Source organism: Burkholderia sp. BCC1972 (assembly GCF_905339605.1).
In the GTDB taxonomy this organism is placed as follows: domain Bacteria; phylum Pseudomonadota; class Gammaproteobacteria; order Burkholderiales; family Burkholderiaceae; genus Burkholderia.
This window is the reverse complement of the sequence record NZ_CAJPGH010000001.1, coordinates 114,714-133,115: the sequence shown is the minus strand read 5'-3', so window position 1 is coordinate 133,115 and position 18,402 is coordinate 114,714. Positions and strand designations below refer to the sequence as shown.

Sequence of the window (18,402 nt, the reverse complement as noted above, 5' to 3'; positions counted from 1 at the left end):
TCGGATCGACGGCTCAGAGCCGATTGAAATGGAAATCGCCCGCGTAGGCGGTCGGCGCACGGCGCGCCATCATCACGTCGAATTCGGCCGCGACGCGCGTGAGCGTGCCGCGCTGCCGTTCGATGGCGGCCTGCTCGAGCGCGGCGAATGCATCCGCCTCGAACGTCACGGTGAGCGACGCCGGATGGCCGTCGACCCTAAAACCGATATGCAACGCGCCGGCCGGCTGTTCCTCGACATGGAACGGCATCGCGCGCGCCTCGAAATGGCGGCCGAGCGTCTCGGCGATATCGCGCAGCAGGCCGGGTTTCACACGGACGCTCATCGCCGCGCCTCCGTTCGGGTTCGCCACGCCATGCTCGCCGGCGGCGCATGCATGGGCGGCGCATGCACGGGCGGCTCGCGCGACGGCGGTTCGCGTTCCGGCGGTGCCGTCCCGGGCGGGTCGCCTGCAGGGTGGCGGTACGGCTCCGGCAGGTCGGGCGGCACGTCGTCGGGATCGGGTGGCTCGGGGTCGGGCTCGTAGTCGGGAATCGGCGGCTCCGGCCGCTGCAGCCGCTGTGCGGGATCGTGTTTCATCGGCATTCCATGATGGCGGGTTCGGATCGATAGCGTGTGCCACGGTCGCATCCGGATACAGCAGTCCCGCAATGCGCATGCCGTCCCGGCGCGTCGCCCGCATACGGGCAGCGCTGCGCATCCGCGCGGCCTCGCGCGATACGCCGTGCCTTCGCTACACCGTTCGCTGCAAATCTTGCAAGCGCGCCGCTACGCGTCATACGCGGCCATCACGAGCCACAGCTCGCGGCCGTCGTCCCTCACGCAGGCCGCGAGCGCATACGGGTCCGACGGCTCGCAAGCGCGCTGCAGCGCAAAGCGCGCGGGCTCGGTCGAACCGAACGTCTCGTCGCCGAGCGGCCGCACGTCGGCCTTGCCTTCGAACATCCGGCGCTCGGGCCGGTAGATCAGCGGTTCATGCTTCCATTCGGTGAAATGGCTCTTCACCGAATCGAATCCGCCGCCGCATACGTTGACTTCGTAGCGCACCCCTGGTCGTCGTTTCGGAATCGTCATCGTGCCTCCGGCTTGTAGTGCGCATGGCTGGCACCGGTCGGTGCCGCGCGTGGTCGTCATCGTCGTTATCGTCGATACGGCAAGTCGTGTGCCGCGTGCGCGAGCCGGGCACGACCGTTGCGGCACTTGTGGCCCATCGTCACCGACACGGAGCCTCGCGATGAAGGATTCGACCCGGCCCGGCCACGACAAGCCGGCGCACGAGCGGCACAGCGACACGTCGCCGCCGCTGAAGCAACAGGACCGCACGCGCACGCGCCATTCGGAACGCCATATCGACCGGCAGCTCGAGGACACGTTTCCGGCGAGCGACCCGCCGGCGACCGGCGGCGTTACGCGCATCGAGCCGGATACGCCGCCCGGCACGCACGACGACGGGCCGTGGCAGGACAAGCGCGAGCGCGGCGACGCGTGAGCGGCCGCGCGCATGGCGGACGGCACGCGGCTTGCTGAACCCCGCTGACGAATCGCCCTACCCACCCGCAAGGAGGACTTCATGCATCGCGTCAACGAAATCATGTCGCAGGACGTCGTGCGCATCGCGCCGACCGACTCGATCCGGCACGCCGCGCAACTGATGGAGCGTTACGACATCGGCGCGCTGCCCGTGTGCGACAACAACCGGCTGATCGGGATGGTGACGGACCGCGATCTCGCGGTGCGCGCGATCTCGGCCGGCAAGCCGCCGGAGACGCGGATCCACGAAGTCGCGTCGGGCCCGATCGAATGGTGCTTCGACGACGATTCGCTGGACGAGATCCAGCACTACATGGCCGACGCGCAACTGCGCCGGCTGCCGGTCGTCGATCACGACAAGCGTCTGGTCGGCATGCTGTCGCTCGCGGACATCGCGACGCGCACGGCCAGCCCCGACCGCGACGACGTCGCGAACACGCTCGAAGGCGTGTCGCAACCGAAGCAGACGTGACGGCGCGATCCTCGCCCGTCCCGACCACCCGCGCGACCCGCAGGGCCCACCCCGGGCACGGTCGCGCCCCATGCAGCCTGGAGGAAACCATGCAGACTTCCGATCAAGGTCAGACCCGCATCATCGGCAAGGGCGCCGCGACCGCGGCCGGCCCCGGCCCCGACGTGATGGCGGCCGATACGCTGGAAGGCGACAAGGTCTATACGACCGACGGCGACGATGTCGGCAAGATCAAGGACATCATGCTCGACGTGCGCTCGGGCCGGATCGCCTATGCGGTGCTGTCGAGCGGCGGCATCCTCGGCATCGGCGACAAGCTGCACGCGATTCCGTGGAGCGCGCTCACGCTCGACACCGAACGCAAGTGCTTCCTGCTGTCGGTATCGTCCGAGCGGATCCGCAACGCACCGGGATTCGACAAGGATCACTGGCCGGCGATGGCCGATCCGCAATGGGCCGAGCCGCTGCACGAGTTCTACGGCAGCGCGCCGTACTGGAGCGCCGGCGACGAACTCGGGCTGACCGACCCGACCGAGGAACTGAACGATCCGCGCGCGCGCGATCGTCACTGACCGCACGCCGATGCGGCGCCGGCTCGCCGGTGCATCCGCGTTCCACACGCCCCGCCCGCGCGGGGCGTTTTTCTTGTGCGTCGACGCGTCACGCACGTCACGCGTTTTTACAAGGCCGTGTAACGGCACCGTCGACCTGCCCTGCGCCGCCGCTCGCCGATTCCAGATAGCCCAGCAGCCGGTGCGGCGTCAGCGGTTTCGCGCAGTGCGCGTCGAAGCCCGCTGCCTTCGCCTGTTCGCAGTCGCGCCGCGACGCGAACCCGCTGCACGCGACGAGCAGCATGTCGGCCGTTCGCGGATCGCCGCGCAGCCGCATCGCGAGTTGCAGCCCGTCGAGGCCCGGCATCGCGATGTCGAGCACGACCGCGAACGGCTGCCAGTCGCGCGCGACGTCGCACACGGCGAACGGATCGTCGGCGACGCGGCATTCGAAGCCGCGCGCCTCGAGCAGCAGGCGCAGTGCGTCGGCTGCGTCGCGATAGTCGTCGACGACCAGGACGCGACGCGGGCGGCGCGGCACGGTGCCGGGCGCGCGCCACAGCAGCACATCGTCGGCGGTCGGATCGTCGCCGGGGTCGAATTGCATCGCGGTTCTCCCGTCGTTGGACCGGATGGCCACGCAAGCCGCGCACCCGTCGCGACTGCATGCGGCATGCCGGTTGCTGCGTCTCTCGCATCGTCGATACGGGAGTTCTTCATGCGCGCGATGCGGCTTCATCTGTCCGGTTTGCGTTCCTCCGCGCGTGCGGCAGCCCGCGCGCCGGACCGTTCCGCGCGCCGGCGGCGCGCCCCGGCTGCGGTCCGTGCACGGGGCGTCGCATGACCCGCAAGCCGCCGGCACATCCGGCCCCGCCCGCCGCCGACGACGCGCCGCCCACGCTCGACGCGTGCCGCCGCTGCACGCTGTGGGAACACGCAACGCAGCCGGTGCCCGGTATGGGGCCCCTCGACGCATCGATCATGCTGGTGGGCGAACAGCCGGGCGACCAGGAAGACCGCGCCGGCTTGCCGTTCGTCGGCGCGGCCGGCCGCCTGCTCGATCGCGCGCTCGACGAGGCCGGCATCGAACGCACGCACGTGTACGTGACGAACGCGGTCAAGCACTTCAAATGGGAGCCGCGCGGCAAGCGGCGCCTGCACAAGACGCCCGCGCAGCGCGAAGTGGCCGCGTGCCGCTACTGGCTCGAGCGCGAACTCGATGCGGTGCATCCGCGCGTGGTCGTCGCGCTCGGCGCCACCGCGCTGCGCGCCGTGCTGCAGGACAACGACGCGACGCTCGAGCGCACGCGCGCGCCGGTGCGCACCGGCGATGGCCGGCTCGTCGTCGCGGCCTACCACCCGTCGTACGTGCTGCGCACGCGCGGCGCCGATTCGCGCGAGCACGCGTACCGGGCGCTCGTCGACGCGCTGCGCACCGCGTCGGACCTCGCGCGCGACCGGCACCGCGAGAGCGGCCGTCACGCCCGCGGCGACGCCGGATGAGCGCGCCGGACGAAGGCGTGCCGCCGGCGGCCGACGCCGCGCCGCCCGCCGTGCAACCGTGGTACCGGCGGCTCGGCCCCGGCCTGCTCGCGGGAGCATCCGATGCCGACCCGAGCAACGTGGCCGTCTACGCGCAGGCCGGCAGCCAGTTCGGCTTCAACATGCTGTGGATGATCGTCGTCACGCTGCCGATGATGGTCGCCGTGCAGCTCGCGTCGGCCTTCATCGGGCGCCGCAACCGCGAAGGGCTCGTCGCCGCCATTCGCGAGCATTTCTCCGACCGTCTCGCCAAGGTGCTGATCGTGATGGTCGCGATCGTCAATATCGCGAACGTCGGCGCCGATCTCGCGGCAATGGGCGATGCAACGACGCTCGTCGCCGGCGGCCGCAGCTACTGGTATGCGCCGCTTTACGGCATCGCATCGCTCGCGCTGCAGGTGACGCTGTCGTACGAGCGCTACGCGCGCTGGCTGAAGTGGATGACGCTCGGCCTGCTCGCGTACGTGCTCGAACTCGGCTTCGTGCAGGTCGACTGGCGCGGCGTGCTGCATGCGCTCGTGCTGCCGCAGATCGCGTTCACGCATGCGTACGCAACCACCGCCGTCGCCGTGCTCGGCACGACGCTGAGCCCTTACCTGTTCGTCTGGCAGGCCGCGCTCGAAGTCGAGGAAACCGCGTCCGAGCAGCGCGAAGGGGCGGCCGGCACGCGCGCCGCGACCGAACGGCGCGTCACGTTCGACACGTGGACCGGCATGATCGTCACCAACGCGGTGTCGTTCTGCATCATGGTGATCGGCGCGGCCGTGTTCTTCGCACACGGCAAGCACGATATCGGCAGCACCGCGCAGGCTGCCGAAGCGTTGCGGCCGATCGCCGGCGAAGCCGCGTTCGTCGTGTTCGCGTTCGGCATCGTGGGCTGCGGGCTGCTCGCGATTCCGGCGTTCGCCGGCAGCGCCGCGTACGGTTGCGCGGAAGCCTGGCGGTTCCGCGAAGGGCTGAACGAACCCGTGCGGCGCGCGCCCGCGTTCTACGCGGTGCTGGCGCTGTGCGTGATCGTCGGCATCGCGATCTGCATCAGCCCGATCGATCCGATCAAGGCGTTGTACTGGAGCGCCGTGCTCAACGGCGTCGCGGCGGTGCCGATGCTCGTGCTCGTGATGCTGCTGGCGCGGCGGCGCGAAGCGGCCGGGCAGCCCGGCAGCGGACCGGCAGCGAAACTGTTCGGCTGGCTCGCGGTCGCGCTGATGGGCGCATCGGTGGTCGCGATGATCGTCGACCTGCTGACCTGAGCGGAACGGAACGGTTGTGCCGGCAACCGGTTCGGCGCAGCGCGAAGCGCAACGCGAACAGCCGGGCGGACGCCCATGCGGCACCGCCCGGCTGCCGGCCCGCGGCCGTCACATCATCTTGCCGCGCGAGCGTTCGGCGCGCGCTGCCTCGGCCGCCGATTCGACCTTCTTCACCTCTTCCGGCGGCGGCAGCACGGCCTTGAAGCCCATCGACCCGATCCACAGCTCGCGCGCCCAGCCGCGCGTGTGATACAGGTGGTGATCCTCGTCGGCCTCGACCTCGTCGTGCGCATCCTTCAGCGTCTTCGCCGCGTCGCCCGACAGCTGGTCGGCCGCGTAGCCGATCAATTCCCAGTTCAGGTGGTCCTTGGTCTCGGCGAGCACCACGCACTCCGCCGCGACGACCTGCGCGACGGCCGGGTCGGCCTGCTTCTGCGCCTGCTCGATCACGTGGACGAGCGACTTGCCGGTGGCCGCGACCGCGCTGCGCCCGGGCGACTGCGCATCGGGGTCCATGCCGAACGTCTCGAACACCTTGCGCAGCACCTCCTGGTGATGCAGCGTCTCGCGGTGATACTTCTCCCATTCCTTGTGCAGATCCTCGTCGGTCGCGCACTGCAGCGCGGCCTCGTAGATCTTCGCGCCGCCAAGCTCGGTTTCGTATGCCTGGCAGAGCAATTCGCGGATGCCTTCGTGTTTCGGTTGCCGATGGGCCATGACTGACTCTCCGAAAAAAACGGGCCGCGCGCGCGGCCCGGGGGTTGGACGGGCGCGCGTTACTGCGCGCCCACCTTGCGTTCGAGCGCCTGCGCCATGCTCAGGTGATGCCGGAGCGTCGGCAGCGTGGCGCTCGCGAACTCGCGCAGCTGCGGATCCTGGCCGTCGCGCGCCTCGCCTTCGAACAGCGCGACGGCCTTGCGGTGCGCGTCGGGGCCGACCGCCGCCACGTACGCGGCGTCGAAGTCGCGACCGCTCTTGCCGCGCAGCGCCTCGACGTCGGGGTCCGCGATCTGTTCGACCTGCGGCTTCATACCCTTGCGGGCGGCAATCTCGGTGAGCCGCGCGTTCGCCTTGCCGTGATCGCTCACCATCCGCTGCGCGAATGCGCGCACGTCCGGCGACCGCGCCTGCTTCAGCGCGAGCTGGCTTGCCTGCAGTTCGGCCTTGCCGGCGATCGCGGCCTTGTCGACGAATTCCGCGTCGCCGCCTTGCGGCGCCTTCGCGATGCGTGCGTCGCCCGCGCCCGACGACGGATTGATCACGCCGCCCGGCACATGCGAATTCGATGCGGGCGGCTCGCTCGGCATCTGCGCGCCGGCGAGCGCAGACACGGCGAGCGCGCCTGCGGCGAGCACCGCGATCGTCCAGTTGGGATGTTTCATCTGTGTCCTCCTTGCACTTGCGTGGAAGCGGCCGCCGGCGGCGGTCGACGCTCGTCAGCCGCCGACGATCGAGCCGCCGTTCGGGTGCAGCGTCTGCCCCGTCATGTAGCTCGCGCCGTCCGACGCGAGCAGCACGTAACAGTCGATCAGCTCGTCCGGCTGCCCCGGCCGCCCGAGCGGCACGTTCGAGCCGAACTTCGCGACCTGCTCGGCCGTGAATGTAGACGGGATCAGCGGCGTCCAGATCGGCCCCGGCGCGACCGCGTTCACGCGAATGTCGCGTTCGGCCAGCTCGATCGCCAGCGAGCGCGTAAACGCGACGATCGCGCCCTTGGTCGCCGAGTAGTCGGGCAGTTTCGGGCTGCCGTGGTAGGCCGTCACCGACGCCGTGTTGACGATGCGTCCGCCCTGTTTCATGTGCGGCAGCGCGGCCTGCGTGCAGAAGAACATCCCGTACACGTTCGTGCGGAACGTGCGTTCGAGCTGTTCCTCGGTCACGTCCTCGATGCCCGGCTGCGGATGCTGCTCGCCCGCATTGTTCACGAGCACGTCGAGCCGGCCGAGCCGCTCGACCGTGCGCGCCACCGCGTCGCGCGCCTGACGGCGATCGCCGACGTCGCACGCGATCGCCTCGCAGCGCCGGCCGGCCTGTTCGATCAGCTTCTTCGTGTGCGCGGCATCGTCGGACTCCTTCAGATAGACGATCGCGACGTCCGCGCCTTCCTTCGCGAAACCGATCGCCACCGCGCGACCGATCCCGCTGTCGCCGCCCGTCACGAGCGCGACCTTGCCGGCCAGCTTGCCGCTGCCCGTGTAATCGGCTGCGTCGTCGCGCGGCTTCGGGACCATGTCGCCCTCGGTGCCCGGCTGGTGCGTCTGTTTCTGGGGCGGCGGCGTTTGTGCGCTGGTCATGGGTTCCTCCTTGAACGGGTGCCGGTCATGCCGCGCAAGCCGCATGCCGCGCCCGAGACGCCGGCTTGCAAGGCGCGGCCGTGTTTGCACGGTCGACGTTGCAAGCGCATGCAATAAAGTGCATCGTCAGCGCGAACCGCCCGACGTGGCCTGGTCCGGACGGCGCACCGGGTCGAAGTCGCGCCATTCGCCGTCACGCCAGTCGCCCTCGACGCGCTCGATCGACTGCGCGCCGTTCGCGTGCAGCACGTCTTCCGCGGCGGTCGCGGTGTCGGGCGTCACGCGCGCGGCGAGGATCACGCCCGTGTCGCTCTGCGCGAGCGCGCCCTTGCCCTCGGCCGCCTCGCCGCGCATCCGGCCGAGCGCGCCGCCGAAGGCGCCGAGATACGCGCCGGCCAGCGCACCCGCGGCGGGCACGAACCAGTAGCGCACGCCCACCGCGTAGACGATCAACCCGACGACGACGCCGATCAGCAGCCCGCGGACCGCCCCCGCCATCGCGCCGCGGCCGCCCGGCTTCGCCGCCGTATCGGCATACACGTCCCCGCCGATCGGAAAGCGCGCGTGCTGGCCGCCCGGATTCAGGAAGAAGATCGACACGTCGTCCGTGCCGAACGCGCGCTCGTAAAGGTGGCGCGCCGCACCTTCCGCCTCGTCGAACGTCGTGAAGCGGCCTGCGACGATCATCGCCATGCTGGTCCTCCGCGTGACCGGTGGTGCGCCGCACAGGGCGCGACGGGACGGCCCTTACATCAGCCGTCCGAGCTCCTTCGATACCGATGCCGGCGTACCGTACTCGCGATCGGGAATCCGGCGCAGCATGTCGAGTACATTGGGATCCGCATGCGCGCGCTCCGCGCACTGGACGACCTCCGACTTGCTCGCCGGATAGTCCATGCCCTTCAGCGCCTTCTGCACGTCGACCGGGCTCGGCGCCTTGCCGTGCCCGGTCTGGTGGCCGCCCTTGTCGTGGTCCTGCTGCACGCGCTCGCCTTCGTGCGCGCGTGCGTGGCTGTACTCGTGGCCCGTATGTTGTCGGGATGTCATGAAAGCCTCCTTGGAAATTGAATGAAATCACGCGGACGGGCGGCGCGCGCGTGCGAAGGCGGCGAACAGGAGCGCCGCCGCGCCCAGCGCGACCGCACCGGCAACCTTCGGCCGCTGCACCACCGTGTTGTAGGCACAGCTGCGCAGCACGGGGCCGTCCATCCCCTCGCGCTCGTGCAGCGCATGGCGCGAGTCGTACAGTGCGTTGTCGTCGCGCGGCCGCGCGGGCCGCACCGTGCGCTGGCCGCGCGAGAACAGCGTGGCCGCGACGCGATCGAACAGGCGCGGCGCGTGGTACGCGCTCGCCGACGTGAATTTGGCGGCGCCGCCGACGAACAGCGTGCGACGGGCGTGCGCGGCCGCGAACAGGATCGCGTCGGCGACGAGATCGGGGTCGTAGATCGGCGGCGGCAGCTTCGCCTCGACGTTCATGTAGTTCTTCGCGTGCATCACGAACATCGTGTCGATCGCGGCCGGCTTGATCAGCGTGACCGAGACCGGCAGGTGATCCGCTTCCATCTCCAGCCGCAGCGAATCCGTGAAGCCCTTCACCGCGTGCTTCGACGCGACATACGCGCTTTGCAGCGGCACCGGCGCGTCGGACGCCTCGCTGCCCATGTTGATGATCGCGCCGCCGTGGAAATCGCTCTTGCGCCTGAAATGATCGGCCGCGACGAGCGAGCCGTGCACGACGCCCCAGTAGTTGGTGTCGAACAGACGGCGCTGGTCCTCGAGCGGCACCGAGGCCGCCGTGCCGAAGATCGACACGCCCGCGTTGTTGACCCACGTATCGAAGCCGCCGTACGTGTCGGCCGCCGCCGCGGCCGCGCGCTGCAGATCCTCGACATTGCCGACGTCGCCGGCGACCGGCACCGCCAGGCCGCCGTGCTGGCGGATTTCCTCGCACAGCGTGTTCAGCGCGTCCGCGTTGCGCGCGAACAGCACGAGCTTCGCGCCGCGCCGTGCCGCCTTGCGCGCGGTGACGAGGCCGATGCCGCTCGTCGCGCCGGTGATCACGATCGTCTGCTCGCCGACCGGTTTGAGCATGCAGTTCATCACTGGACTCCTTTGGCGACGCCGCGATTACTTGGCCCGGATGGTCAGCTGGTCGCGCACGTCCTGCACGCCGTCGACCTGCTTCACGACGCTCACGGCCTGCGTGCGCTGCTGCTCGTCCGGCACGCTGCCGGTCAGCGTCACGGTGCCGCGACGCGTCTTCACGTGAATGTCGCCGGACGACAGGCCGTTCGCGCCGACGAGTTCGGCCTTCGCCTTGGTCGTGATCGTCGCGTCGCGAATCTTCGCGCCGGTAGTCGAATGCGACGACGACGCGGTGCTGTCGTCGCCTGCCGCGACCGCGTTCGGCGCGATCACCGCGCAGGCCGCGGCTGCGGCAATCGCGACTGCCATGCCGGCGCGCATCGCGCGCTGACGACGGATTCTCGGGGAGCCTGCTTGCAGCGGGATGACCTTCATCGTGACCTCCTTGTGGTCTGGCCGGGCAGTGCCGGCAGGTGACCCGTGGTGCGCAAGCCGCGTGCCGCGCCGGCCGCGCCGCGCGCCCGTACGGCACACCCGCCCGTACGGCACACCGATCGGACGCCCTATCATCCAACGCTTTGTAATTTTTTCGGCGTACCGACCGGCCGATTTCCCCGCAACGCACCGGGCATGCCGATTGCCGAAAGCCGGCTAACGGGGGTGCATCGAAGCACCCCTGATACCGGGAGCCATGCCATGCAAAGAATCGCGTTGATCAGTGAACATGCGTCGCCGCTGGGGGTGATCGGCGGCGTCGATGCCGGCGGCCAGAACATCTATGTCGCGAACGTCGCGAAGCAGCTCGCGGAGCGCGGGCTCGACGTCGACGTCTATACGCGCTGCGACAACCCGCACCTGCCGGAAGTCGTGCCGATCGGCTCGCGCATGCGTGTGATCCACGTGCCGGCCGGGCCGCCGACCGACGTGCCGAAGGAGCGGCTGCTGCCGTACATGGTGGCGTTCGCGGACGCCATGATCGCGCGCATGCGGCGCGAGCCCGACCCCGTCGACGTGATGCATGCGAACTTCTTCATGTCGGGCGACGCCGCGCTGCGCGTGAAGCGGCAACTCGGCATCCCGCTCGTCACGACATTCCACGCGCTCGGCCGCGTGCGGCGCCTGCATCAGGGCGCGGCCGACGGATTCCCGGACGCGCGCTTCGCGATCGAGGACACGCTCGCGCGCCGTTCGGACCGGCTGATCGCGGAATGCCCGCAGGATGCGCTCGACCTGACGACGCACTATCGCGCCGACGCCGCGCGCATCGAGATCGTGCCGTGCGGCTTCGACGTGCGCGAACTCCGCCCGGTGCCGCGCCTCGATGCGCGCCTGCGGCTCGGCTGGCGGCAGGACGCGTTCGTCGTGCTGCAGCTCGGCCGCCTCGTGCCGCGCAAGGGTGTCGACACGGTGATCGATGCGCTGGCGCGCATGCCGCGCGATCCACGGCGGCCGACGCACCTCTACATCGTCGGCGGCAGCCAGACCACGCCCGACCCCGCGCGCGATCCGGAACTCGCACGGCTCGCCGCGTTCGCGCACGAACTGGGGATCGCCAACCGCGTGACCTTCGTCGGCCGGCGCGACCGCGATGCGCTGCACCTGTACTACAGCGCGGCCGACGTGTTCGTGACGACGCCGTGGTACGAGCCGTTCGGGATCACGCCGGTCGAGGCGATGGCCTGTGCGACGCCGGTGGTCGGCAGCGACGTGGGCGGCATCCGCACGACGGTCGAGGACGGCGCGACCGGCTACCTGGTGCCGCCGCGCGACCCGGCCGCACTGGCCGCGCGCCTCGTGCAGTTGCGCGCGCAACCGGACCTGTGCGCGGCCCTCGGGCGCGCCGGCTACCTGCGCGCGCACCGGTTCTATACGTGGCAGGGCGTGGCCGACCGGCTCGTCGACATCTACCGCGACGTCGCGCGCGCGCCGCGCGCCGGCACGTCGGCCGCCGCCGGCCGGCGCACGCCCGTCGCCCCCACCCAGGGCGTACTTGCCCATCGCAAGGAGAATGCTTAATGAAGGGCTACGATCGCAAACGCGTGCTCGTCACCGGCGGCGCCGGCTTTCTCGGTTCGCATCTGTGCGAACGCCTCGTGACGGCCGGCGACGACGTGCTGTGCGTCGACAACTTCTACACGGGCGCCCGCGACAACATCGCGCACCTGCTCGACGCACCGAACTTCGAGCTGATGCGGCACGACGTGACGTTTCCGCTCTACGTCGAAGTCGACGAGATCTACAACCTCGCGTGCCCCGCGTCGCCGGTCCACTACCAGCGCGACCCCGTGCAGACGACGAAAACCAGCGTGCATGGCGCGATCAACCTGCTCGGCCTTGCGAAGCGCGTGAAGGCGCGCATCCTGCAGGCGTCGACGAGCGAGGTGTACGGCGACCCCGACGTCCACCCGCAGGACGAGCAGTATTGCGGCCGCGTGAATCCGACCGGCCTTCGCGCGTGCTACGACGAAGGCAAGCGCTGCGCGGAAACGCTGTTCATGGACTATCACCGCCAGTACGGCGTCGACGTGCGGATCGCGCGGATCTTCAATACCTACGGCCCGCGCATGCACCCGGCCGACGGGCGCGTCGTGTCGAACTTCGTCACGCAGGCGCTCGCGGACGAGCCGCTGACCGTATACGGAGACGGCCGGCAGACGCGCTCGTTCTGCTACGTGGACGACATGGTCGAGGCGCTGACGCGCCTGATGGCCGAGCCGGGGGAGGCGAGCGAGCCGGTCAATCTCGGCAGCGAGGTCGAGATCGCGATGATCGACGTCGCGCGCGAGGTCGTGCGCATCGTCGGCGCGACGGTGCCGATCGAATTCCGGCCGCTGCCGTCGGACGATCCGCGCCAGCGGCGACCGAATCTCGACGCCGCGCGCCGGCGGCTCGGCTGGCAGGCGACGACGGCGTTCGCGAACGGCCTCGCGCACACCGCGCGGTATTTCATCCAGCGCCAGGTCACGCACCATGCGCCCGGCGACCTCGTGCGCAGCACGCGGATCGCGTCGCACCTGCTCGCGCAGGTTCATACGCAGAACCGGCCGGCACCGGCGACGTAACGCCACCGCCGCCCGCGCGTCAGCCGTCGCGCTTCGTCACGTGCGCGATCTTGTGCGCCAGTTCGCGCACGTCGACCGGCTTGCACAGATAGCCGTCGAACCCGGCCTCCAGCGCGCGCCGTTCGTCGGCGAGGCCGGCGTGCGCGGTGACGGCGAGCACGCGCACGTCGGGCGGCCCGCTGTCGCCGTTCATCGTCCCGCGCCGCAGCGCATCGAGCAGCCAGAAGCCGTCGCCGTCGGGCATCGCGAGATCGGACAGCACGACGGTCGGCCGCATGTCGGCGGCCACCGCGAGCGCTTCACGGCCCGACGACGCGATCGCGACGGCCGCGCCGAACGTGGTCAGCGCGGCCGTGAGGCTCGCGCGCGTGGTTGCATCGTCGTCGACGATCAGGATCCGCTGCGTATCGAGCGCGAGCGACTCGCGCTGATCGGACGCCTGCGCGAGCCCCCACGCCATCGCGCCGGCCGGGTGCCAGCCGGCCGGCAGCATCACGGTAAACGTCGTGCCGCGATTGCGCCCCGCGCTCACGACGGTCACGCGGCCGCCATGCAGCTCGGCGATATGCCGCACGATCGACAGGCCGAGACCGAGCCCGCGCCGCGACGACGCCGGCGAATCGTCCGCGCGGCGGAACATGTCGAATACGTACGGCAGGAACTCCGCTGCGACGCCCTGCCCCGTATCTGCCACGGTCAGTACCGCATGCACATCGTCGCGCGCGAGTCCGACCGTGACGTGGCCGCCGCCCGGCGTGAATTTGAGTGCGTTCGAGATGAGGTTCGACAGCATCTGCCGCAGCCGCTCGGCATCGCCCGACACGATGCAGGACGCGGTATCGCAATCGAATTCGAGCACGATGCCGGCGGACGCAGCGGCCGTCTGGAACGCGCCGACCGAATCGGAAAACAGCCGCACGACGTCGACCGGCGTCGCGTCGAGGCGCAGCTTGCCGGTCGCGAGCGACGACGCATCGAGGATGTCGCCGACCATCCGCGTCAGCGAACGCGCGCTGCGGTCGATCGCGTCGACTGCCTGGTTCTGCAGCGCGTGGTCGCCGGAATTGCGCAGCACCTCGATCCAGCCGTAGATCACGTTCAGCGGCGTGCGCAGCTCGTGCGATACCGTCGCGAGCAGCTCGTCCTTCAGCCGGTTCGACGTATCGGCCTGGTCGCGCGCATCGCGTGCGCCTTGCAGCGAGCGCTTCGCGCGCTGGTCGCGACGGCGCTGTGCGCCGGTCTCGCGCAGGGTCAGCGACATCGCGACGCAGTCGCGCGCGTCGCCCTGCACCGGGCCTGCCGACACCGTCGCACGAAAACGCCGGCCGTCGCGCCGCACGCACAGCAGTTCGAGCGGCCCGACCGGCTCGCGCATCGCATCGAGCGACGCGGCGAGCGGATTGCGCCGCAACCAGCGCATTGCGACCAGCGTGTCGAACTTGCGGCCGCGCGCGTCGGCCTCGTCGTACCCGAAGATTCGCCGCGCGGCCGGATTCCAGCTGACGATGTGCCCCGTGCCATCGATCCCGACGATCGCATCCGGCGATGCGTCGACGACCGCATGCTGCAACCGCGACGCATCGACGCGGGCACGGTCCGCGCCGGCATCGCGCAACAGCAGCACCGCGCCGTCGAGGTTGCCGTCCGCGTCGCAGAGCGACGACGCCACCTCGACGATCGGAACCGGATCGCCGCCGCCGGCCGGCTGCAGCCAGTGCTGGTCGGACACCGCGTCCGCACCGCCGAGCGCGCGATCGAGCGGCGTCGTCTGCACGCGGCGGCCCTCACGGTCGACGATCCGCAGCACGTCGCGCACGGGCCGCCCCGTCGCGTCGTCCGGCCGGCAGCCGGCGAGTTCGGCCGCCGCCGCATTGATATAGGTCAGCCGCCCTTTCGCATCGGTCGCGATCACGCCGTGGGGCAGCGCACGCAGCACGGCGTCGAGCTGCCGGCGTGCGGCCGCCTCGCGCCGGTGCGCGCGATCGTTCGTGATCCGCGTGTTCCGCAGCGTCGACGCGATCGCGCAAACCAGCGCACCGACCAGCATGAAGGTGCCGAGCTGCACGAGCCGCTCCGGCAGCGGCGCCGGATAGGCGGCCGAGTCGGACAGGAACAGCGTCCACACGAGCATCCCGCTGACGACGGTCGACGCGACGCCGAACAGGAACGACGTCGCCCATGCAGCGCCCGCGAGCAGCGGGTAGTACAGGACGAACGGCAGGTTCACGCCGCCGAAACGGATCGCCAGCGCCTGCAGCACGGTCGCGATCGCAACCAGCATCACCGCGGTAGCGTAATTTCCGGCCTGCGGCCGGCCCAGATCGATCATCGGACGCGCTCCTGCGAGGCGGGCCGACCGCTGCGGGCCCGTACACCGCCGACGGGCACGGCGCATGCTGGCCGGTCGGAACCGGCGGCGCAGCCGCCCATCATGAGGAGATTCACGCCATGACCGCTCCGGCACGCTGGCTCGTCGTCTCGCCGCATCTCGACGACGCCGTCTTCAGTTGCGGACAACTGCTCGCGCAAGCGCCGGGCTCCGTCGTCGTCACCGTCTTCGCGGGCATTCCGCCGCGCGGCACGCCCGCGCCGCCGTGGGATCGCCGCGCCGGCTTCGGCAGCGCCGACGAAGCCGTGCGTGCACGTCGCGAAGAGGATGGCCGCGCGCTCGCGCAGCTCGGCGCGCATCCCGTCTGGCTCGACTTTCTCGACGACCAGTACGGTGTGCCGGCCGCCTCGGCCGCCATCGCCGCGCGCGTGGCCGACGCGATCGACGCGCACCCTGGCTGCGGCGTGCTCGCACCGGCCGGCCTGTTCCATCGCGATCACCGGCAGGTGCAGCAGGCCGTGCTGTCGCTGCTGTGGCACAACGCGGACATGCCGGCAGGCGCCGCGCGCGTCTGGCGCTTCTACGAAGACGTACCGTATCGCCGCATCGACGGGCTGATGGCCGAACGCGTGAGCGACTGGCGCGAACGCGGCTGGATCGCGCACCCGGTCGACGCGCCGGCCGGCAACGGCACGAGCGGCGGTGCCGCGAAAGCCGCCGCCGTCGCCGAATACGCGAGCCAGGTTGCCTTGTTCGAACCTCATATGCGCGCCGACCTCCATGAACCTGAAACGTACTGGCGGCTCGAATGCGACATCACATTCGCGTAACGCCCGCGCGCACCGTGCTGCCACCGGGGGAGCCGCGCGTCACCGCCATCGTGCTGACCTGCCGGCGCGCGGCGGAACTCGCGCGCACGCTGGCGCGGCTCACCGCGCTGCCCGACCGGCCGGCGATCGTCGTCGTCGACAACGGGTCGGACGGCGAGACGGTCGCGCTGATCCGCGACCGCTTCCCGCACGTCGTGCTGGTGCATGCGCCGGCCAATCTCGGCGCGGCCGGCCGCAATCTCGGCGCGGCCGTCGCGCGTACGCGCCACGTGGCGTTCTGCGACGACGACACGTGGTGGGCGCCCGGCGCGCTCGCCGAAGCTGCCAACCTGCTCGATGCGTATCCGCACGTGGCGGCCGTCACCGCGCGCGTGCTGGTCGGCCCCGAGCAACGCGAGGATCCGACCAGCCGATCGATGGCCGACAGCCCGCTCGATGCATCCGTCGAGTTGCCCGGCCGACCGATTCTCGGGCTGCTGGCCGGCGCGACCGCGTTCCGGCGCGACGCCTTCGTCGCTGCAGGCGGCTACCACCCGCGCTATTTCCTCGGCGGCGAGGAAGCGCTGCTCGCGCTCGACCTGTATCGTGCCGGCTACTGGCTCGTGTACGAGCCGCGCCTGACCGTGCATCACTACCCGTCGACGCGGCGCGACCGGCCAGCGCGTGCACGCGTCGCCGCGCGCAACGCGGTGTGGACCGCATGGCTCAGGTGGCCGGCCGCCGCGGCATGGCGGCACACCGTGCGGCAATTGCCGCTGCTGCGCCGCGAACATGCAGTCGCCAGTACGTTCGCCGGCCTGCCGTGGATCCTGCGCGAGCGGCGGGCGATCCCGCCGCATGTCGAGCGCATGCGCCGCCGTCTCGACCGGAAAACGCGCCGTGATGCGTAAACGGAAGTGTGTGCACGATCGCCGCGGCATCAGGAATCCGGCTTTTCCGCTTCGTCTTCGAGTTGCGCGAGCCGGTTGTAGATCGTCTTCAGGCTGACGTCGAGCACCTCGGCCGCTTGTGCCTTCACGCCGCCGCACTGGGCGATCGTGCCGAGGATCAGCTTGCGGTCGACTTCCTCGAGCGGCGTGCCGAACGGCACCGTCACGCGATCCTCGTGCGAATCGACCATGCTGGACAACTCGTCCATGATCGGCGGCGGCAGCGTCTCGATCACGTCGCCATCGGTAAAGATGCTCGCGCGCTGCACGAAGTTGCGCAACTCGCGCACGTTGCCGGGCCATTCGTAGGTCTTCAGCGCTTCGCGCGCGGCCGGCGCGAAGCGCAGGCTGCGCCCGCTTTCCTCGTTGTAGCGTTGCAGGAATGCCTCCGCGAGCATCGGGATGTCGTCGCCGCGCTCGCGCAGCGACGGCAGCGGAATCGGAAACACGTTGATCCGGTGGAACAGGTCGGGCCGCAGCTTGCCGTCCGCCATCGCGGCTTCCGGGTCGCGGTTCGTCGCGGCGACGATGCGCACGTCGACATCGATCTCGCGCGTCGAGCCGAGCCGCGTGACGCGCCCCGTTTCCAGCACGCGCAGCAGCTTGACCTGCGATTCGAGCGGCATCTCGGTGATCTCGTCGAGAAACAGCGTGCCGCCGTCCGCGCGCTCGAAGAACCCCTTGTGCTGGCGCTCGGCACCGGTAAAGCTGCCGCGGTCGTGGCCGAACATCTCGCTTTCGACGAGGTTCGCGGCAATCGCGCCGCAGTTCACCGCGAGGAACGGGCCGCGGCGGCGCAGGCTCAGGTCGTGTACCGTCTGCGCGGCGAGCTCCTTGCCGGTGCCCGATTCGCCCGTGAGCAGCACCGATGCCTCGGTGCGCGCCACGCGGCCGATCGCGTCGTAGACGGCCTGCATCGCGGGCGAACTGCCGAGCATGCGGCCGAAGCGGCCGAGGCGCTGCAGTTCCGAGCGCAGCTCCGCGATTTCCTCGTGCAGCGCGGTCGTGCGCGGCACGCGCGCGAAAATGCTGTTCAGCCGCTGCATGTTGATCGGCTTCACGAGGTAGTCGGTCGCGCCGCGCCGCAACGCATCGATCGCGGTTTCCAGGCTCGCGTGACCGGTGGTCAGCACCATTTCGCAATGCCCGCGTTTGGGCAGCGCGTCGAACAGGTCCATTCCATTGCCGTCCGGCAGCACGAGATCGCACAGCACGAGATCGGGGGTATGCGTCGAGACCAGCGTGCGCGCTTCTTCGAGCGTGGCCGCCGTATCGCACGCGAGTTGCTGCGTGCGCGCGAGCGTGGCCAGCATGGTGCGCGTATCGGCATCGTCTTCGACGATCAGGACATAAGGCATCGAGGCTCCTTGTAATGCGGCCCGGCCCATGCGTCGGCCGACACCGCGGCATGCGCCACCGGCACATACGACGACACGCGCGACGCTGCACGCGAATGAGCAGACGAGACTTCCTGCAATGACATACGAGTGCTTAGCAGTATAGAAGAACGGTGTCGCGCAAGCTT

General features: G+C 70.3%; 22 protein-coding genes. 9 read left to right on the top strand and 13 right to left on the bottom strand.

The features are described 5' to 3' along the window. Window positions 1-13: 13 nt before the first annotated feature. From U5798_RS00645 to U5798_RS00635, 3 genes are all read right to left on the bottom strand, one after another. Window positions 14-325 (bottom strand): hypothetical protein, encoded by a 312-nt coding sequence (locus U5798_RS00645; RefSeq protein WP_322080849.1) that lies wholly within the window; start codon window positions 323-325, stop codon window positions 14-16. After that, window positions 322-585: a hypothetical protein gene (locus tag U5798_RS00640; RefSeq protein ID WP_124452483.1), complete on the bottom strand. Its 264-nt coding sequence runs from the start codon at window positions 583-585 to the stop codon at window positions 322-324. The genes U5798_RS00645 and U5798_RS00640 overlap by 4 nt, the downstream gene beginning before the upstream one ends. Window positions 586-768: 183 nt before the next feature. Beyond that, window positions 769-1,074 carry a hypothetical protein gene (locus tag U5798_RS00635; RefSeq protein WP_124452481.1) on the bottom strand — a complete coding sequence of 102 codons (306 nt, stop codon included), beginning with the start codon at window positions 1,072-1,074 and terminating at the stop codon, window positions 769-771. A 160-nt stretch (window positions 1,075-1,234) separates the two neighbouring features. Here U5798_RS00635 and U5798_RS00630 point away from each other — a divergent pair, with 160 nt between their 5' ends. From U5798_RS00630 to U5798_RS00620, 3 genes are all read left to right on the top strand, one after another. Further along, window positions 1,235-1,489, top strand: a complete 255-nt coding sequence (locus U5798_RS00630) for a hypothetical protein (RefSeq protein WP_124452479.1) — start codon at window positions 1,235-1,237, stop codon at window positions 1,487-1,489. Window positions 1,490-1,570: 81 nt separating this feature from the next. Further along, a complete protein-coding gene (locus U5798_RS00625) occupies window positions 1,571-2,002 on the top strand; it encodes a CBS domain-containing protein (RefSeq protein WP_124452477.1) in 432 nt (143 codons plus the stop codon). Window positions 2,003-2,091: 89 nt separating this feature from the next. Beyond that, window positions 2,092-2,574, top strand: a complete 483-nt coding sequence (locus tag U5798_RS00620; protein ID WP_021161233.1) for a PRC-barrel domain-containing protein — start codon at window positions 2,092-2,094, stop codon at window positions 2,572-2,574. Window positions 2,575-2,671: 97 nt separating this feature from the next. Here the strand turns inward: U5798_RS00620 and U5798_RS00615 are convergent, their stop codons facing one another. Continuing rightward, entirely contained in the window at window positions 2,672-3,160 is a 489-nt protein-coding gene (locus U5798_RS00615) for a response regulator (RefSeq protein ID WP_124452475.1), read from the bottom strand. Window positions 3,161-3,393: 233 nt separating this feature from the next. On the opposite strand from U5798_RS00615, the gene U5798_RS00610 reads away from it, so the two are divergent. Together U5798_RS00610 and U5798_RS00605 are read left to right on the top strand one after the other, a co-directional pair. Further along, on the top strand, window positions 3,394-4,056 hold the full coding sequence (locus tag U5798_RS00610; RefSeq protein WP_322080848.1) for a UdgX family uracil-DNA binding protein: 663 nt from the start codon (window positions 3,394-3,396) through the stop codon (window positions 4,054-4,056). Further along, window positions 4,053-5,345, top strand: coding sequence for an NRAMP family divalent metal transporter (locus U5798_RS00605; RefSeq protein WP_124452471.1), 1,293 nt, complete (start codon window positions 4,053-4,055; stop codon window positions 5,343-5,345). The genes U5798_RS00610 and U5798_RS00605 overlap by 4 nt, the downstream gene beginning before the upstream one ends. 108 nt (window positions 5,346-5,453) lie before the next feature. Here U5798_RS00605 and U5798_RS00600 read toward each other — a convergent pair whose 3' ends face one another. From U5798_RS00600 to U5798_RS00570, 7 genes are all read right to left on the bottom strand, one after another. Continuing rightward, window positions 5,454-6,062 carry a DUF892 family protein gene (locus tag U5798_RS00600; RefSeq protein WP_124452469.1) on the bottom strand — a complete coding sequence of 203 codons (609 nt, stop codon included), beginning with the start codon at window positions 6,060-6,062 and terminating at the stop codon, window positions 5,454-5,456. 59 nt (window positions 6,063-6,121) lie between these two features. Next, on the bottom strand, window positions 6,122-6,727 hold the full coding sequence (locus tag U5798_RS00595; protein WP_124452467.1) for a DUF4142 domain-containing protein: 606 nt from the start codon (window positions 6,725-6,727) through the stop codon (window positions 6,122-6,124). A 54-nt stretch (window positions 6,728-6,781) separates the two neighbouring features. Beyond that, window positions 6,782-7,639 (bottom strand): SDR family oxidoreductase, encoded by an 858-nt coding sequence (locus U5798_RS00590; RefSeq protein WP_124452465.1) that lies wholly within the window; start codon window positions 7,637-7,639, stop codon window positions 6,782-6,784. Window positions 7,640-7,765: 126 nt separating this feature from the next. Continuing rightward, window positions 7,766-8,332: a hypothetical protein gene (locus U5798_RS00585; RefSeq protein ID WP_124452463.1), complete on the bottom strand. Its 567-nt coding sequence runs from the start codon at window positions 8,330-8,332 to the stop codon at window positions 7,766-7,768. A 54-nt stretch (window positions 8,333-8,386) separates the two neighbouring features. Beyond that, window positions 8,387-8,686, bottom strand: coding sequence for a DUF2795 domain-containing protein (locus U5798_RS00580; RefSeq protein ID WP_124452461.1), 300 nt, complete (start codon window positions 8,684-8,686; stop codon window positions 8,387-8,389). A 27-nt stretch (window positions 8,687-8,713) separates the two neighbouring features. After that, the gene (locus tag U5798_RS00575; RefSeq protein WP_124452459.1) at window positions 8,714-9,742 is read right to left on the bottom strand and encodes an SDR family oxidoreductase; all 1,029 of its coding nucleotides are present in this window, start codon (window positions 9,740-9,742) and stop codon (window positions 8,714-8,716) included. Window positions 9,743-9,769: 27 nt separating this feature from the next. Continuing rightward, entirely contained in the window at window positions 9,770-10,162 is a 393-nt protein-coding gene (locus tag U5798_RS00570; protein WP_124452457.1) for a BON domain-containing protein, read from the bottom strand. A 261-nt stretch (window positions 10,163-10,423) separates the two neighbouring features. Between U5798_RS00570 and U5798_RS00565 the strand changes: the two genes are divergently transcribed. After that, window positions 10,424-11,743, top strand: a complete 1,320-nt coding sequence (locus tag U5798_RS00565; protein WP_322080847.1) for a glycosyltransferase family 1 protein — start codon at window positions 10,424-10,426, stop codon at window positions 11,741-11,743. After that, on the top strand, window positions 11,743-12,789 hold the full coding sequence (locus U5798_RS00560; RefSeq protein WP_124452453.1) for a UDP-glucuronic acid decarboxylase family protein: 1,047 nt from the start codon (window positions 11,743-11,745) through the stop codon (window positions 12,787-12,789). The genes U5798_RS00565 and U5798_RS00560 overlap by 1 nt, the downstream gene beginning before the upstream one ends. A gap of 19 nt (window positions 12,790-12,808) precedes the next feature. Here U5798_RS00560 and U5798_RS00555 read toward each other — a convergent pair whose 3' ends face one another. Next, window positions 12,809-15,118: an ATP-binding protein gene (locus tag U5798_RS00555; protein WP_322080846.1), complete on the bottom strand. Its 2,310-nt coding sequence runs from the start codon at window positions 15,116-15,118 to the stop codon at window positions 12,809-12,811. 119 nt (window positions 15,119-15,237) lie between these two features. Between U5798_RS00555 and U5798_RS00550 the strand changes: the two genes are divergently transcribed. Both U5798_RS00550 and U5798_RS00545 read left to right on the top strand, forming a co-directional pair. Continuing rightward, window positions 15,238-15,948, top strand: a complete 711-nt coding sequence (locus U5798_RS00550; RefSeq protein WP_322080845.1) for a PIG-L deacetylase family protein — start codon at window positions 15,238-15,240, stop codon at window positions 15,946-15,948. Next, complete coding sequence (locus U5798_RS00545) at window positions 15,927-16,838, top strand: glycosyltransferase family 2 protein (RefSeq protein ID WP_322080844.1); 912 nt, start codon at window positions 15,927-15,929, stop codon at window positions 16,836-16,838. The genes U5798_RS00550 and U5798_RS00545 overlap by 22 nt, the downstream gene beginning before the upstream one ends. A gap of 29 nt (window positions 16,839-16,867) precedes the next feature. On the opposite strand, the gene U5798_RS00540 is transcribed toward U5798_RS00545, so the two are convergent. Continuing rightward, on the bottom strand, window positions 16,868-18,235 hold the full coding sequence (locus tag U5798_RS00540; RefSeq protein ID WP_322080843.1) for a sigma-54 dependent transcriptional regulator: 1,368 nt from the start codon (window positions 18,233-18,235) through the stop codon (window positions 16,868-16,870). Window positions 18,236-18,402 lie beyond the last annotated feature (167 nt).